We start from the raw sequence: 16,135 nt of genomic DNA, 5'->3' as shown, positions 1-16,135 counted from the left end.
TTAAGGGATTTTAAATTTACGAAAATTATCGTGGATTATAAAAACGCGCCACAATGTCGTCGTAACTTTTTATGGATTTTTTAATCCAATCCAAACGTTTGGCAAGCATTTCTTCTTCGGTTAATTGCCAATTCACTTGGGTTTGTTTTAACTTTTGGGTAACATCTTGTAAAATAATGGCAGCAGAAACCGAAATATTTAAACTTTCGGTAAAACCAACCATGGGGATTTTTAAAAAGCAATCGGCTTCATCAATGACCTCTTGCGATAAGCCCTCGGTTTCCCTTCCAAAGAAAAAACACGATTTTTTTGTAACATCGAATTCATTGAGCAAAGCATCGTTTTTGTGCGGTGTTGTCGCCACGATTTGATAACCTTTTTGCTTTAAATCTTTCAAACAATCTTTTACGGTATGAAACCGATTGACATCCACCCATTTTTGGGCGCCCATGGCAATTTCCCTATCAATGCGTTTGCTGTTTCGTTCTTCAATAATATTTACTTCTTGTATGCCAAACACATCGCAACTGCGTATCACGGCGCTTGTGTTGTGCAACTGGTACACATCCTCGGTAGCAACGGTAAAATGTTTGGTGCGCTGCGATAAAACGGCATCAAAACGGGCTATACGCGATTCGGTTAAGTAGGTTTCCAAATGCTCTAAAAGTTTTAAATCGGTCATATTCAAAAATACAAATGTCATTACGAGGAACAAAGTGACGTGGTAATCTTTTTATTTGAAGTTATATTTAAAAGATGGCCACACTTCTACTACGCTCAGTGCTGGTAAAACACAAAAGTGTGATTTGCAATAACGCTAAAGTTAGTATATTTGAATGGATTCCCGCCTTCACTTCGATAAACTCAGTATGGCACGCGGGAATCACAAAAAAGAATAATTTATGAAACACATCGTTGTACTTACAGGAGCAGGCATGAGTGCCGAAAGTGGTATAAAAACCTTTAGAGATGCCGATGGATTATGGGAAGGGCACGATGTTATGGAAGTTGCCACGCCCGAAGGTTTTGCCGCAAACCCAGAATTGGTATTGGATTTTTATAACCAACGCCGGCGCCAATTACGTGAAGTTTCGCCCAATGCAGCGCATTATAATTTAGCGGAACTGGAAACCGATTTTAAAGTTTCAATAATCACCCAAAATGTAGATGATTTGCACGAACGCGCCGGTAGCACCAATGTGATTCATTTACATGGTGAATTATTAAAAGTGCGAAGTTCTATTGATGAATGGGACATACAAGATTGGAAAACCGATTTGATTTTAGGCGATTGTTGTAAAAAAGGGCACCAATTACGCCCGCATATAGTTTGGTTTGGTGAAGATGTCCCCATGATTCCAAAGGCTATTGATATTTGCGAAACGGCCGATGTTTTAATCATTATTGGCACAAGCATGCAAGTATATCCTGCGGCAAGTTTAATGCATTATGTGCCTCTACATACGCCTACCTATTTTATTGACCCAAAACCGAATATTGATAGTAAACACAACTTAACAGTTATTGCAGAAACGGCTACGATTGGGATGAAGAAGGTTGTTGGGTTGTTGAAAGCCAATAAATAACATCATCTAATTAAACTAAAATGCCCTCGAACGATTTTTGTAGTGCCGCTATTTTCTATTAATTGAGCAACAAACCAATAATCAGTTGCCATGAGTTCCCTCCCCTTTCGCAATCCATCCCAACCTGCTCCCCAAGGGTTTAATTGCTTGATTAAATTCCCGTATCGATCATAAATAGATACCGACGAATTACCACTAAACTCAGTACTTAAACCAATAATATTCCACGTGTCGTTATATCCATCGCCGTTGGGTGTAAAAAACCTTGGGAATCCCATAATAAAAACTTCAAATTCAGAAACGCCACAACCATTAATATCTTTCGTGTACACAATATGATTTCCTGCCGATACATTGGTAAAAACCGGAGTACTTTGGTACGGTCCGGAACTGTTATCTAACGAAAACTCATAATCACCAATTCCCAAATTATCGGGGTTAATTGTAATGGTATTATTGTTTGATAAGCTTTCAACAGTAACATCATCATTTGTAATTATAGCACTGGCAGATTCGTTTACCGTAATTGTTATGGGGAACGATTCGCAACCATTGTTTGAGGTGCCAATAACGGTATATTGGCCGCCCATAGAGACGGTTGCCGTAGGTAAATTGCTAATTATATTTTTACTACTATCCAACCATTGGTAGGTATAATTACCTTTGGCATTAAACGTAAATAAGGTAACGGGCTGTTGATTATTTAAACAGAAAATTTCAGATTGCTCTACTTCAAATTCCGGTCTCGGATGAACGGTTAACCTTAAATATGGCCCGTATCCAAAACAGGCGCCATTATCATCACTTTGAATACGAACGTATAACACTTGCGAAAAAGGTGTTTCGTTCATATACCTAGATTGCGGCAATATTTCGTTTTGCCCAAATTGAGCATCGTATGCATTTCTGAAATAACGCACACTTAAATTTTGTCCTGCAGGAAACTCATTAATAAAGGCAGCAGAGGCTTGAGATAAATCAAAAACCTTAATCCCATCGATTATCCGGTCTTCATCGCACAACTCCAATTCTTGCATATACCCCGCTGGCAATGAGGAAGTGGAAACCTGTAAATTAACCGTTGAAACACGGTAACAGCCATGAATACTTTCAACACGAGCGTACACGGTACTTGCCGTATTGTTATTAAAAGGCGCCGCATTTATCGCATTAACTTTATTATCGGCATCATTGTACGACAGATAATATGTAAAGCTAAAATCGCTCGTATTACCGTTAACAATAAAGGAATTAGCCTCATTTAAATTAAAGTCCGTAAACCCGTCAGAAGCACCATCTTCATCACAATTTGTTAGTACTACCAAAGGTTGAACGGATGGAACCTCGTTAACGGTAGCCACAACAGGAATTCGTATACCTTCAAAACACCCAGCCGGAGCTGCTAAGGCATAAAAGGTTGTGGTAGTCGATATTACTGGTGTATTTAGCACCGTGCCACTTCCTAAAAATCGTCCCCCCGTTAAAGAAGTGAACCAATGTATATCACCTGCCGATGGAATGGCTTCTAATTGTACACTACCTGAACCGCATCTTGCGCCTTCCACTATACTGTCTATTTTTGGGACTGCTATTTTTGTTTCGCCTAAAATTTTAACCAGTGGATCATTAGGCATGCCCCCGTATTCTATAACATACCCCTTAACTTCAAATGGGCCTCCTGTTTGGCTTCCGCTCCTGGGTATGTTATCCCATTCACCTAAATTTCCCAGTTTTGTTATGGCCGCAAAATGTTCTGAAAAAGGACTTGTTCTTGGTTCGCCCGCCATCCAATTGGCAAAATTTGGTGTCGACCCATTATGATTACCTTCCCAAAAAACCGTTCCAGCCTCTGGCCCAGTTTCCCATTGCCAAGTTCCAATGTTGGAGGCTTCACTACCGCCTATCCATGCTAAACCCGAGGCCAATTCCCCTGTTAATTGAGCTTCTTCGGGCGAAAGTATAGTTGCTAAATAACCTTGTAATCCGTAGTAGTTTTTTGCTTCGGTTGCAAACTTTGCATTCGTCCAAATACTTGCTTTATCTGGTACAAACTCATAATAATGTCCGGTTAACGGCAAATACTCCGCAGGTCCAATGGTAATAGTAAACACTTTTTCTCCAGACACGGCAACCGACAAACTATTAAAAACCACACTTTTTACAGCGTTAATTACATCGGTATAAAGCATGGGCGCATTTGCAACACCTTCTAATGTTAGTTTGCCTTTTACAGCATCCCAAGTAGCAACAATATTTGGATGCGACCCAACCAAGGTTAGCACATCTTCGCCTTCAAGATAACCTTCAGAAATTAAAATCTTTAGAATGTCTAATTCTACATCATCGGGGTCGATGATGTCAAAGTCGGTTACAATATTTATTTGACTTAATGGACAGTAAATTTGATCCCCAATAGCAACAAGCTCTGGAGGGATGTTTGTTTGCGTCCAACCTTGATTGAAAAGAAAAACAAAAAAAAATAAAAGCTTATAAACTCTACTCAATTTCACTATGGCAATTGGTTATTTTGAGGTAAAAATAGCGAATATTAAAACCACAGAAAAACTATTAACATTTATGATTATTGCAGCAGTTAAAAAAAAATCATAAAATCGTATTTACAATTAACATTATAAGTAACAATGTAAAGCTAATCATCTTCTGAAAGTTTAAAAAAATCATTTACCGGTTTACCAAATACCTCTGACAATTTTAAGGCCAATACCGTTGAAGGCACATATCTATTAGCTTCAATCGAGTTAATGGTTTGCCGAGAAACGGCTATTTTTTGCGCTAATTCATCTTGCGTTAAATTCAATATGGCTCGTTCTACTTTTATAGTATTTTGCATTATCTAAAGCGCTTTAAATTGTGATAAAACATTAACTGTATCATTAGCATAAATAGTAAGACTTGAAAATCGCCTAAACTTTTAAACTCCTCGCCTCCAGCATGCACAGCATTTGAAACACCAAATTCTATATAGGGCATTACCAAAGCGTATATAACACCTACAACGAAAGCAACCATATAAGATTGAGACCTAAGCTGGATAGTCATCTCGTCCTCAATTTTATCTTTTGAAATAGACATAAGCAATAACCCAACTAAAACTGTTTTTTGTAACATTGTTTTCAATAGCTCGGTATCGCCTTCCATCGCAAAAGCACGAATAAACATACCAATTATTGATAATGCCGTTATAGCTATTCCTACATACATAAATTTATGAGGCAACCTAAAATTAATTAGTTTATCAAATCGTTTTCTTTCACAATCTATAAAACTTTTCGCATTCATATTTTTAAATTTAATTGACAAACATACTTTGTATAAAGGAAAATTAATTTTCCATAATGACAAATATACTTTACATTTTTGAATTCGACAAATTTTTTTAGTATTTATTTTTCTCCTCAATCCATTTACCCATGAATTTGGTACTTTGATATGCGTGATGCTGTAGCATCTGCCCTGTGAAATTATTTAGTCGTTTTTCTTTTAGTTGATGAGTTATTTCCTCTATTTCATTTATAAACCTTTTTTGGTGTTCAATTTTACTGAAACGCTTATTAATAATCTCAAACCCGTTTTGCTGTTTTGCTTTCCACAGCGCTGCATCATTATATAATTGAACCGCTTTACGTGCAAATTCCTCTGGAATATCTTTAATAAACCCGTTTGGTTCTAAATTACCAAACATGCCTTCTGCCGCTATACCACTCATAATACATGGTGTACCGTTTTGCATGGCATCAACCAATTTCCCTTTTAAGCCTGCACCAAAACGTATGGGCGCTAAACATATTTTTGATTGCTGCATAGCCAAGTTTACATCTTCGGCGAAACCTTTGATTAAAAAACCATCTTTTTCATTGTGCAATTGGTTTACTTTTTGGGTGGCATAAGCACCGTAAATATGCAATTCCGATTTGGGCAATTGCTTTCTTATAAGCGGCCAAATGGCTTTTCTTAAATACAAAATGGCATTATAATTGGGTTCGTGCAAAAAATTTCCAATGGTTATAAAATGTTGTCGCTCTTCAAAATCTGGGAGTTTGCCACGGCTTTCTTTTGAAATTTCATCCAGCATAAACGGTAAATAAATCAATAAAGACACATCGACTTTAAATTGACTTTCAAGGAATTCCATTTCGGCTTCCGAAATAATCAAGCTCAAATCGCTTCGGTAAATACTGGCTATTTCTCGCTTTGCGGTATCGTTAAATAAATAAGAATTATCAAACGCAGTTTCATCTTTAAAAGCTTGCTGTCGCCCTTTTCGCAATCCATGTAAATCTTCGGTATCCAGAATTCTTACAGCCTTCGGGCATTGTTCGGCGACGCGCCAACCGAATTGCTCTTCGGTTATAAAACGGTCAAACAGCACAACAGCCGGATTCAAATCCTTTATAAAATCATCAAAACTGGAATGATTCAATTCAATCTTAACCTGCTCGATGCCCATCGTTTTTAAATCAAAAGCATTATCTGTTTTAGCACACGAACTGGCAAAAGTGATGTGATAGTTTTGCGATTGAAACACGGCAATTAACTGCATCATTCTGCTACCGGCCGCAGAACTTTTGGGCTCTGGCCAAACGAAACCGATGATTAATAATTTTTTGTTTGCCACGAAAGCACGAATGTTAAATTAAAATTATGTGATTGTTCTCTTGTGTTCAAATTGACTGTTTACTGCAAACCGATGGCTGCCTACTGTGGCAAAGGTTCCAAACCGTATTTTAATCTAACTCGTTTTGCCCAATCTACTACTGCTTTTATTTGTTCATCGCTAAGTTTAGCTTCGGTATGCGTCCACGTATAAGAATTTAATGGCATGTCTTTGGCTTCTACCACTTCAATAAGTTCTTCAAATTTATGGTCTTTTCGTTTCGTAGAATTCCCTTCCCAATTCGACATATTGAATTTTTTCTTCCCGTGTTCAATATGATCTGCAAGCCAATAATTTACCGGCGTTATATTATTGTACCACGGATATCGTGTTACATTACTATGGCAATCGCTGCAACTTTCTTTTAAAATAAGCCTTACTTCTTCAGGTGGATTGGTCTCCGCCAAAAACGCATCCATCGAGGCCATATCGCCTTCATTTTTATCAGGCCCAAAAAATTGGGCAATTACAAATACAATAAGCAGCAACCAAAGAATCTTTTTTATTTTTCGCATTTTACTTAATTTTAGATTTTTAAAAATACTAAAATTCATTTGACCACACAGGAACTTTATAACGAATTAAGCAATGTTAACCATTCGCGCGAAAAACGTTTGTATTATGCCAATATGGTTATTAACAACAAAGATTTAATCCCTAAGTTATTGGAGATTATGTTTTGGGTTAACGATAAAGCATCGCCCCGTGCCGCTTGGGTATTCGAGTTTATGTGCAAAAAAAACATAGACGCCATAATACCGTATTTAGATACCTTTACCGAAAACATGCACAAAGTCCATTTGGATTCTGCAGTACGACCCGTGGCTAAAATATGTGAGTTTTTGGCAACAGCTTATCATTCGAAAACCCAGAACAACATACAAACCGCTTTAACCAAAACACATAAAGAACGTATTATTGAAGTCTGTTTTGATTATATGATTAACGACGAAAAAATTGCCCCAAAAGCCTATTCAATGAATACCCTTTTTTTATTTGGAAAGGATTATGATTGGGTGCACCCCGAATTGGCGCTTATTTTAGAGCGCGATTTTCAGATGCAGAGTTCTGGTTTCAAGGCACGAGCCAAACATATTTTAAAAAAAATTAAAAAATAACTTCTGAAAAACTTCTAACTTCACACTTCGTACTTCTAACTTTGTTGACTATCTTTGCGTCTTCTTAAAAACCACACAAAACATGTTATTATCACCACTAAACGCCATTTCTCCAATTGATGGAAGATATCGAAATAAAGTAAACGAATTAGCACCTTATTTTTCTGAAGAAGCCCTTATAAAATACCGTGTTTTAGTTGAAATTGAATACTTTATCGCACTTTGCGAAATTCCGTTACCGCAACTCGAAAGCGTTGATAATGCCATTTTTGAAGATTTAAGAGCGATTTACAAAGATTTTTCCGCTGATGATGCTCAAGCCATTAAAAACATTGAAAGTGTAACCAACCACGATGTTAAAGCGGTTGAATACTTTATAAAGGAAAAATTTGACGCCTTAGGATTATCCCAACATAAAGAATTTATCCATTTTGGATTGACTTCTCAAGACATCAATAACACCGCAGTGCCGTTAAGCATCAAGGAAGCGATGAACGATGTTTACGTTCCCGAATACAATAACGTTTTAGATAAACTCAAAAGTTTGTCTAAAGATTGGTCTGCCATTCCCATGCTTGCCAGAACCCACGGGCAACCCGCTTCGCCAACACGTTTAGGCAAAGAAATTGAGGTTTTTGTGGTGCGATTAAACGAGCAATTTAATTTGTTGAACGATATACCAAGTGCCGCTAAATTTGGCGGTGCAACCGGTAATTTTAATGCGCATCATGTAGCCTATCCAAACATCGATTGGAAAGCTTTTGGAAGCCAATTTGTACAAGAAAAACTAGGTTTGCAACACTCGTTCCCGACTACGCAAATCGAGCATTACGACCACATGGCTGCCTTGTTTGACACTTTAAAACGCATCAATACCATTTTAATTGATTTGGACCGCGATATTTGGACCTACGTTTCGATGGATTATTTCAAACAGAAAATCAAAAAAGGTGAAGTTGGTAGTAGCGCCATGCCGCACAAAGTTAACCCTATCGATTTTGAAAACTCCGAAGGTAATTTGGGTATTGCCAATGCTGTTTTTGAGCATCTTTCGGCTAAATTACCGATTTCAAGATTGCAGCGCGATTTAACCGATAGCACCGTTTTGCGTAATGTTGGTGTTCCTTTTGGACATACCTTAATTGGTTTTAAATCGACTTTAAAAGGATTGGACAAATTACTGTTGAATGAATCTAAATTTGCAGAAGATTTAGAAAACAATTGGGCTGTGGTTGCCGAGGCTATTCAAACCATTTTGCGTCGCGAGGGTTATCCAAATCCTTATGAAGCTTTAAAAGGTTTAACCAGAACCAATGAAGCCATAAACCAAAACTCTATTTCAAGTTTTATTGACACTTTAGAAGTCCCAAACACAATAAAAGAAGAATTAAAACGTATTACTCCTAGTAATTACACAGGAATTTAATACTTAAAAAACAATGCTAAACGATAAACAAACATTAATACTAAGTGGCTTGATGGCCGGTGGTATTTTTGTTACCGGAATTTTGGAAATCCTTGACAATTTTATTGTTTTAACCGTACTTACTATCATTTTTTTAGCGATTGTTATTAATATTATTTACCTAAACCGAATTTCAAAAAAGAGAAAGTAGCATTTGCATTTGTAAAATAAAAAAAGGCTGTTGAAAATTTTCAACAGCCCTTTTTTTTGTTTTCCACTTTAACAGGAATCCTAAGTTTACTTAAAGAAGTTCACAATATCTTGAACCTGGTTTTCATCAACGTTTGCGTTTTGCATCGCGCTAACCAAGGTTACCATTTTATCGGGATTCATATTATTGCCCAATACACGAACAATACCAAAGCCCAATTCATCTGCGCTTCCAAAGATAATAACCTCATCGGCTTCATCCTCCGTTCCAATGTACTTCACAACGATTTTATTTCCTTTATCGCTAAATTCCATAAGATCGTGGTACTTTTTATCGCTTAAAATAGTCTTCACTTTTGCCAATTCCGCTTTAAAAGTTTCGGCTTCTGTACCTTCAACCTTATAGCCTAAAAAGTTTAAGCGTTTTACGGAGTTGTAGGCTTCTTTTTGTTCTTCGGTAAATTTAGAATCGTCTATTTTAACCATCGATATGGGTATATCTTGTGTAATAAAATTTGACGATTCCTGATTGTCTACAAAATACGTTTGCAGACTTTTACCATCGTTACAGCTTACAAAAGCTATTGCTAAACCGAATACTAATACGATATGTTTGATTGTTCGTTGCATGATTGATGTGTTGTATTTATTAGTTCTTTTTCTCTAAATGCTTACCTCCGGGAATATTCATTTTATTGGTAAGCTTCGAGATTTCATTCAAATCGATATCACCGGTCATCGATACCACAACGGTTTCAATTTTACGCTCTTTACCGTTAATTTCAATTTTATCGTCCATCACCTTATCAATCCCGTTTACAAAGATCAAAAGCTCTTTTACGTGGTCGGCATCTTTTCCTTCCTTTACATAAAACTTCACTTCGGTGCCATCGTCTTTCACTTCCATTAATTCTTCCAAACCACCAGAGCGCGATTTAACCCATTTGGCAATATCAGCAGATATGGCTTTGTTATCGGTTACAATGGTTCTAAAACTGGTGATGCTTTTTACCATATCCATATAGGCTTTTGCCTCTTCATCTTCAACATTAATGCCCATTTTAGCAATCATCTGAAACATTTTTGGTTTAATGTTTACATACGTTACGTCGTTGTTGTCGCTATATTTATCAAAAATATTGCTTTGTGCCATTCCGGTTATTGGCAATAACATAATGGCCAATACGAATACTATTAATTTATTTTTCATTGTTCTTGTTTTTAAGTTATTACTTTTCATTAATTCTAATTATTCTTAAAGATTATACTTGTTGCGTTATCAATTTCGTTGAGATATCCGAGTGTTGAAGTACCTTTGTTTACTTCGTTTAAATACCCAACGGTCGATGTGCCTTTATTAAAACTTTGGGAAATCATTTCCATAGATTTCGAAAATTCGTTAAAAGCCAATTGCGGGTCGTCATAAGTGCCTAATTCATTCGCATTGAACGATTTGCCAAAATAAAACCCCAACATAAGAACAGCTACGGCAGCAACAGAAATCCACTTGTAGTTAAATACTTTTTTAGTTTTTAGCGGAACGTCCTTAGTAAATTGTTCTTGTTGATTTACCAAAAAATAGTCGAACATAGGTTTGTACATTTCCAAATGTGGCGCTACCGTGTCGCTGGTAAAATAGTTTTTCAACACTTGCTCTTCCTTTAGCGATGTCCCACCGTTCTCGTACTTCTCAAGTAATTTTTCTATATTATTTAATACCATAATTATGTGTATTAGTTAATTTTTCTCGTATTGTTTTTCTTGCTCTCGATAAGTTTACACGTACCGCTGTATTATTCATATCCAGCATTTTTGCAATCTCATCGTAATCGTACTCTTCTATATCTCGCAGCTGAATAATCATCCGTTGCTGTTCGGGCAAATCCTCAATAATCTTCGCCACCCAATTCACGCTGTCGTTTAATTCAACCTGTTTTTGTAACGCCGTCTCTTTCGATTCGTAATTACTGTGCACAATTTTTAAATTCTGTGCCTGTTTGGATTTCAACTTGTCAAAACAAAAATTCTTTGTCATCGTCATCGAAAAAGCCTCCACGTTTTTATACTCGGCAATCTTCTTTTTATTGTTCCACAACTTCATCAAAACCTCTTGCGTGGCATCCTCGGCCTCTTCGGTCGATATAAGCAACCGTTTCGCCAATCGAAATACTTTATCCTTAAAAGGCATTACAATATTTAAAAACTCTGTTTGAGTCATCTGTGGTTTGGTTTAGTTAAAACTGCTTAGTTAGGGCTGTTTAATGTTACGACGAGCATCTATTTGTTTTGTTACATCGCAAATAAAATAAAATAAATTTTTTGGGCGTAACCCTGCGCTTCGACTCCGCTCAGCGACCGTCGGGTCGGGCTTTCCGCTACAAGTCCTCGCTCGTACCTCGCTGTGGGCTTTCCACTGCAATCCCTTACGCGGGGCCATCTGCTAAGTTCCCGTAAAACGCTATGTTCCATCCCAATTTACAAAAGCCACACCATAGCAGCCAACGAAATTTTTAGCGATTATTTTTTATTAAACAATAATGTAAGTAAATTTAGGGTTTTATAGACTACTTATATAAAATAATGCTATGCGACATTTTAAAGCCCTAATTGTACTATTTATAGTTTCATCTTTCACGGTAAGCTGTTTTGAAGATAACGACGACAACCAAATTTCAGCCAGCCAGATAAACGACTTTGTTTGGAAAGGCATGAATGCTTTTTATCTTTATAAAGACGATGTACCAGACCTCGCCAACGACAGGTTTACCTCAGATGGCGATTATGCCAACTATCTCAACACATTTTCGGCACCCGAAGATTTGTTTGAAAGCCTCATACACCAACGCCAAACCGTTGACCGCTTTAGTTGGATTGTTAACGATTACATAGCTTTAGAACAGCTTTTTAGCGGTATCATCACCAGCAATGGTATGGAGTTTGGTATATTCCGTTTTTCTTCAACCGATACAGATGTTTACGGTTACGTGCGCTACGTTTTACCCAACACAAGTGCTTCAAGCCAAGGTGTTAAACGGGGCGATATTTTTTATGGCATTAATGACACGCAACTTACCACGGAAAACTGGAGAACACTTACCGGTGCAGAAAACTACACGATTAATTTAGGAACCTATAGCGATAAGGGCACGCCAGAGACTACCGACGATTCGGTAACCACCACCTCAGAAACCATAGCACTATCCAAAGCGCAATACACCGAAAATCCCGTGTTGCTCAGTAGGGTTTTCGATGTGGTAGGCACCAAAGTGGCTTACTTAATGTACAATGGCTTTACGGGAACCGAGCAATTTAATGCCGAATTAAACGATATTTTTAGCACATATAAAAGTGCAAATGCAACCGAATTGGTTCTCGATTTACGATACAATCCTGGGGGCTCGGTAAATACCGCTATTTTGCTATCCAGCTTGATTACCGGTCAATTTACGGGCGAAATTTTTAGCACCGAACAATGGAATGCCGAAATCCAGCAGGCTTTTGAGAACGAAGACCCAGAATTATTAATAAACAGATTTGTAGATAATAATGAAGGTGCAGCCTTAAACAGCTTAAATCTATCAAGAGTTTTCGTGCTCACAACAAACTCAAGCGCCTCGGCAAGCGAATTGGTAATTAACAGCTTAGCACCATATATTAATGTGGTTCAAATTGGCACGACCACAAGAGGAAAATATCAAGCATCCCGTACTTTATACGATTCCCCAAACTTTAGTCGCTCGGGCGCAAACCCAAGCCATACTTACGCCATGCAACCGCTTATTTTTAAATCGTTAAATGTTAACGGTGTAACCGATTATTTTAACGGACTATCTCCAAATCCTAATAATGTTTTGGGCGAAAGCATTCATAATTTAGGCGTTTTAGGTGATGAAAACGAACCTTTACTGGCAAGAGCCATTAGTATTATTGATGGCTCAGGAAGATTCCCAATTAGCACAGCTTCTAAAAGTGAAAACCTTATAGATATTACGGGCAGTAGTAAAGATTTACTTCCGCTTTCAAGCGACATGTATACCGATAAAGAGATTCCGGACGAATTGATTAAAAGAATACTGTTTGAATAAGCACAAAACCTATTTTAACTGGAGCACGGGCAAAGACTCCGCTTTAGCGTTATATCATTTATTAGAAGACAAACGCTATGCTGTCGATGAATTGATTACCACAATAAACAGCCATTACAATCGGGTATCGATGCACGGGTTACGAAAAGAGTTGCTCGTAGCGCAAACCGATGCCCTAAACATTCCGGCCAGTATAATCGAGCTCCCCGAAATGCCAAGTATGGAAATTTATGAGCAAAAAATGTTGGAAACCGTAACACGATTAAAAAAAGCCGGATTTACACACAGTGCCTTTGGCGATATTTTTCTTGAAGACTTAAAAAGCTATCGCGAAAAGCAACTCGCCAAACAGAAGATAAAAACCATATTTCCACTTTGGAAACGAGACACCAAAAAACTCTTAAATGAGTTTATAGATTTAGGTTTTAAAACCATTGTTGTTTGTGCACATTCCAAATATTTTGATGAAGATTTTGTGGGCACTATTATAGACAAAGATTTTATCGACAATTTACCAAAAGGGGTCGATCCCTGTGGTGAAAACGGCGAATTCCACACCTTTTGTTTTGATGGCCCCATTTTCAACAACCCGATTCCTTTTAAAATTGGAGAAAAAGTGTATCGCGAATATGATGCGCCAAAAACTGACGACTCGAAAAGTGAAGATGCCAAATATGGCGTTTGGTATTGCGATTTGATTCCATAAAAAAGACCTAACAGGTTTTAAAAACCTGTTAGGTCTGAAAATATTATTTTCCGCCAACCTGAATTTATTTCAGGCTCTCATTAGAGTGGGATTCTGAAACAAGTTCAGAATGACTCAGATAAATTTTACAAATTAATATGCAATCCTAAATTTACATTTCTACCTTTTGTAGTGTATCCTAAAATTTCAAAATAATCTTCGTTAAATAAATTGGTTACACTTGCAAAAAGCTTCACTTTATTTTTGATGATTTTCTGACTAAAATATAAATCAATCAAAGAAAAAGCTTCTAATTCTTCATTTGCAAACGTAGAAAAATTTGTATCCGTTCTGTTTCCAACAAATTGATAATTTACGGATGCAAACGTGTTTTTACAAAAATTATAACCCAAACCCACATTGGCTTTATGCTTTGGGATACGCAAACGCACGCCATCTTTTAACTCGGTAAATGTGTAATTCGCGCTAAACATTAGATTTTTAATCGTTTTCAATTCAGCCTCAACTTCAAAACCATGAACCGTCGCATCTTCCGTGGCATTTTCATAGCCTGTTGAATAAATTATGGTGTTTTCTTCTTTTCTGTTAAAGTAAACCCCATTTATCCTAAATCCGTTTTTGTTTGATAATTCCAAACCACCTTCAATCGTTATGTTTTCCTCGGGTTTTAAATCAGGATTGGCTCCAAAAAAACCGAATAATTGCGATAAATTAGGTGCAATAAACGAAGTAGCGTAGGAACCAAAAACCTTGGCATATCCACCGTTAACAGGAGTACTATACGACGGGTTCAAACTATAAACCAGCTGTGAACCGTATTCGCTGTGGTTATTAAAACGTGTTCCCGCATTTATGTTCAATCCAAAGTCTGATACATAAACCACATTCAAATACGGGTCGGTATTGGTGTAACTTTCCTCGGATGCAAACACACTTTTATAATCGGAATAATTCACACCAACTATGGTATAAAAAGTTTCATTAAACACATATTTGTTAAAGGCATCAACCACAAAACTTTCGGCTTCGTTGGTCGACCCAAATTCAGAAATGGTTTCTCTGTTTATTTTAGAAAAAGCGGCATTAATTTGAACGCTTCCGTTTTCATAGTTAAACTTTGGAGAAATTCCAAAGCGCGCTTGTTCCGAAATATATTTATCGTTGGTATCTGCAAAACTGTACGTTGGCGCAGGAAACCCATCGATATCGGTTTTAAACTTATCGTAACTGGCAAAGGCGTTAACCTCGACAGCATCGTTAATTTCGTAACCCAACTTCACATTAGTATTAAATCTTGAAAACGGATCTTTTTCGGGATTGTCAGATTTTGCAGCCGATAAACCATCAACATATCTATTCCCAAAACTAGCTAAATATGTAAACTTATTTAAGCTACCGTTTACCGACACATTATTGGTAAAACTAGACCCATTATAGTTCAAATCGTCTTGTGTTTGATTGGTGCCGACAACGGTTAAAAAACTTCCTGAAATTTGTTTTGCAGATGCTTTTTTAGTGGTAATATTAATTACAGCAGTCGCAGCGGCATTGCCGTAAAGCGTACTTGCCGCGCCCTTGATAATTTCGATAGATTCAACGGTGTTTAAATCCATCAATCGCAAATCAAAATCGTTTGCCACAATCGAAGGGTCATTCACTTGAATACCGTCAATAAGCACCAAAACCTGCCTGTTGTTACCGCCTCTAATAAAATTACCCAAATTCTGTCCTGCGACACTTCGGCTCCCGTTAATTTCAATACCACTTTTAGTATTTATTAACTCGGAAATGGTGCGCCCTTGATGGTTTTCAAGTTCTTTTTTTGATATTTTAATAACCGTTTTTCCCGAGTTTTCACGTTTTAGTTTAAAACGCGAATCGGTAACCACAACTTCGTTCAGCTGTTCTACTTTTGTTGAATCGGTTTGTTGCTGTTGTGCAAAACCAACCATAGATACGCCAAAACACAGCACACCCAAAACATTTGTTTTTTTCATTTTAATGAATAATTACTCGGAATAGCATGACTCTTCATACCAAAACTTTTATCCCGAAAGTTTGACTTATTAATTTTTTGAAAATGGCAGGTCTCCTGACTTGTTTTATGTTATTTAACCTTCCCATTCTTTATGAAGAACAGTGGTTTAAAAGAAGAAATAACACCCTTTTTAAAAGGAGCTCGGTAATCCCGATATATCGGGAGTGCATAAACTTACAGTTGCGGGAACAGTTCTGGAATTGATAAAAATATCGCACCAGATTCCCTTTTAATTCTTTTCAGTTAAAACTGAATGAAACCAAATTTCGCTGCAAAAATAAACATTCTCTTGATTGTTTATATTAAAACTTT

16 protein-coding genes and 1 riboswitch are annotated in these 16,135 nt (G+C 37.1%); of the genes, 5 read left to right on the top strand and 11 right to left on the bottom strand.

Annotated features, from left to right (window positions below; translation table 11 throughout):
- Positions 1-25: 25 nt before the first annotated feature.
- Positions 26-682, bottom strand: a complete 657-nt coding sequence (locus tag ACN5J7_RS04560; protein ID WP_311941159.1) for an RNA methyltransferase — start codon at positions 680-682, stop codon at positions 26-28.
- Positions 683-902: 220 nt separating this feature from the next.
- Here ACN5J7_RS04560 and ACN5J7_RS04555 point away from each other — a divergent pair, with 220 nt between their 5' ends.
- Positions 903-1,586: an SIR2 family NAD-dependent protein deacylase gene (locus ACN5J7_RS04555; protein ID WP_418602992.1), complete on the top strand. Its 684-nt coding sequence runs from the start codon at positions 903-905 to the stop codon at positions 1,584-1,586.
- Positions 1,587-1,588: 2 nt separating this feature from the next.
- Here ACN5J7_RS04555 and ACN5J7_RS04550 read toward each other — a convergent pair whose 3' ends face one another.
- From ACN5J7_RS04550 to ACN5J7_RS04530, 5 genes are all read right to left on the bottom strand, one after another.
- On the bottom strand, positions 1,589-4,090 hold the full coding sequence (locus tag ACN5J7_RS04550; protein WP_418602990.1) for a T9SS type B sorting domain-containing protein: 2,502 nt from the start codon (positions 4,088-4,090) through the stop codon (positions 1,589-1,591).
- A 146-nt stretch (positions 4,091-4,236) separates the two neighbouring features.
- Positions 4,237-4,437 (bottom strand): helix-turn-helix transcriptional regulator, encoded by a 201-nt coding sequence (locus tag ACN5J7_RS04545; RefSeq protein ID WP_418602988.1) that lies wholly within the window; start codon positions 4,435-4,437, stop codon positions 4,237-4,239.
- Positions 4,437-4,808, bottom strand: coding sequence for a hypothetical protein (locus ACN5J7_RS04540; RefSeq protein WP_418602987.1), 372 nt, complete (start codon positions 4,806-4,808; stop codon positions 4,437-4,439). The genes ACN5J7_RS04545 and ACN5J7_RS04540 overlap by 1 nt, the downstream gene beginning before the upstream one ends.
- Before the next feature lie 175 nt (positions 4,809-4,983).
- Positions 4,984-6,222, bottom strand: coding sequence for a glycosyltransferase family 4 protein (locus ACN5J7_RS04535; RefSeq protein ID WP_418602985.1), 1,239 nt, complete (start codon positions 6,220-6,222; stop codon positions 4,984-4,986).
- 80 nt (positions 6,223-6,302) lie between these two features.
- A complete protein-coding gene (locus tag ACN5J7_RS04530) occupies positions 6,303-6,776 on the bottom strand; it encodes a heme-binding domain-containing protein (RefSeq protein WP_418602984.1) in 474 nt (157 codons plus the stop codon).
- Between the two features lie 39 nt (positions 6,777-6,815).
- Here ACN5J7_RS04530 and ACN5J7_RS04525 point away from each other — a divergent pair, with 39 nt between their 5' ends.
- Together ACN5J7_RS04525 and purB are read left to right on the top strand one after the other, a co-directional pair.
- Complete coding sequence (locus ACN5J7_RS04525) at positions 6,816-7,379, top strand: adenylosuccinate lyase (protein WP_311941136.1); 564 nt, start codon at positions 6,816-6,818, stop codon at positions 7,377-7,379.
- An 82-nt stretch (positions 7,380-7,461) separates the two neighbouring features.
- Positions 7,462-8,805 carry an adenylosuccinate lyase gene (gene purB, locus ACN5J7_RS04520; RefSeq protein ID WP_418602983.1) on the top strand — a complete coding sequence of 448 codons (1,344 nt, stop codon included), beginning with the start codon at positions 7,462-7,464 and terminating at the stop codon, positions 8,803-8,805.
- Between the two features lie 276 nt (positions 8,806-9,081).
- Here the strand turns inward: purB and ACN5J7_RS04515 are convergent, their stop codons facing one another.
- The 4 genes from ACN5J7_RS04515 to ACN5J7_RS04500 are packed head-to-tail and all read right to left on the bottom strand — an operon-like array spanning position 9,082 to position 11,212.
- Positions 9,082-9,624: a DUF4252 domain-containing protein gene (locus ACN5J7_RS04515; RefSeq protein WP_418602982.1), complete on the bottom strand. Its 543-nt coding sequence runs from the start codon at positions 9,622-9,624 to the stop codon at positions 9,082-9,084.
- Between the two features lie 19 nt (positions 9,625-9,643).
- Complete coding sequence (locus ACN5J7_RS04510; RefSeq protein ID WP_418602981.1) at positions 9,644-10,204, bottom strand: DUF4252 domain-containing protein; 561 nt, start codon at positions 10,202-10,204, stop codon at positions 9,644-9,646.
- A 35-nt stretch (positions 10,205-10,239) separates the two neighbouring features.
- Complete coding sequence (locus ACN5J7_RS04505; protein ID WP_418602979.1) at positions 10,240-10,716, bottom strand: hypothetical protein; 477 nt, start codon at positions 10,714-10,716, stop codon at positions 10,240-10,242.
- Positions 10,703-11,212: an RNA polymerase sigma factor gene (locus ACN5J7_RS04500; RefSeq protein WP_311941117.1), complete on the bottom strand. Its 510-nt coding sequence runs from the start codon at positions 11,210-11,212 to the stop codon at positions 10,703-10,705. Before ACN5J7_RS04500 ends, ACN5J7_RS04505 begins: the two co-directional genes overlap by 14 nt.
- Before the next feature lie 367 nt (positions 11,213-11,579).
- Between ACN5J7_RS04500 and ACN5J7_RS04495 the strand changes: the two genes are divergently transcribed.
- Positions 11,580-13,079 (top strand): S41 family peptidase, encoded by a 1,500-nt coding sequence (locus ACN5J7_RS04495; RefSeq protein ID WP_418602978.1) that lies wholly within the window; start codon positions 11,580-11,582, stop codon positions 13,077-13,079.
- Positions 13,072-13,785, top strand: a complete 714-nt coding sequence (locus ACN5J7_RS04490; protein ID WP_418602977.1) for a diphthine--ammonia ligase — start codon at positions 13,072-13,074, stop codon at positions 13,783-13,785. The genes ACN5J7_RS04495 and ACN5J7_RS04490 overlap by 8 nt, the downstream gene beginning before the upstream one ends.
- A gap of 125 nt (positions 13,786-13,910) precedes the next feature.
- On the opposite strand, the gene ACN5J7_RS04485 is transcribed toward ACN5J7_RS04490, so the two are convergent.
- On the bottom strand, positions 13,911-15,782 hold the full coding sequence (locus ACN5J7_RS04485) for a TonB-dependent receptor plug domain-containing protein (RefSeq protein WP_418602976.1): 1,872 nt from the start codon (positions 15,780-15,782) through the stop codon (positions 13,911-13,913).
- Positions 15,783-15,849: 67 nt separating this feature from the next.
- A riboswitch (cobalamin riboswitch) is annotated at positions 15,850-16,102 on the bottom strand.
- Positions 16,103-16,135 lie beyond the last annotated feature (33 nt).

The sequence above is a fragment of the Hwangdonia sp. genome (genome assembly GCF_048381975.1).
In the GTDB taxonomy this organism is placed as follows: domain Bacteria; phylum Bacteroidota; class Bacteroidia; order Flavobacteriales; family Flavobacteriaceae; genus Hwangdonia; species Hwangdonia seohaensis.
Note: the sequence above shows the minus strand (reverse complement) of the source record. Positions and strands in the feature narration are given on the sequence as shown.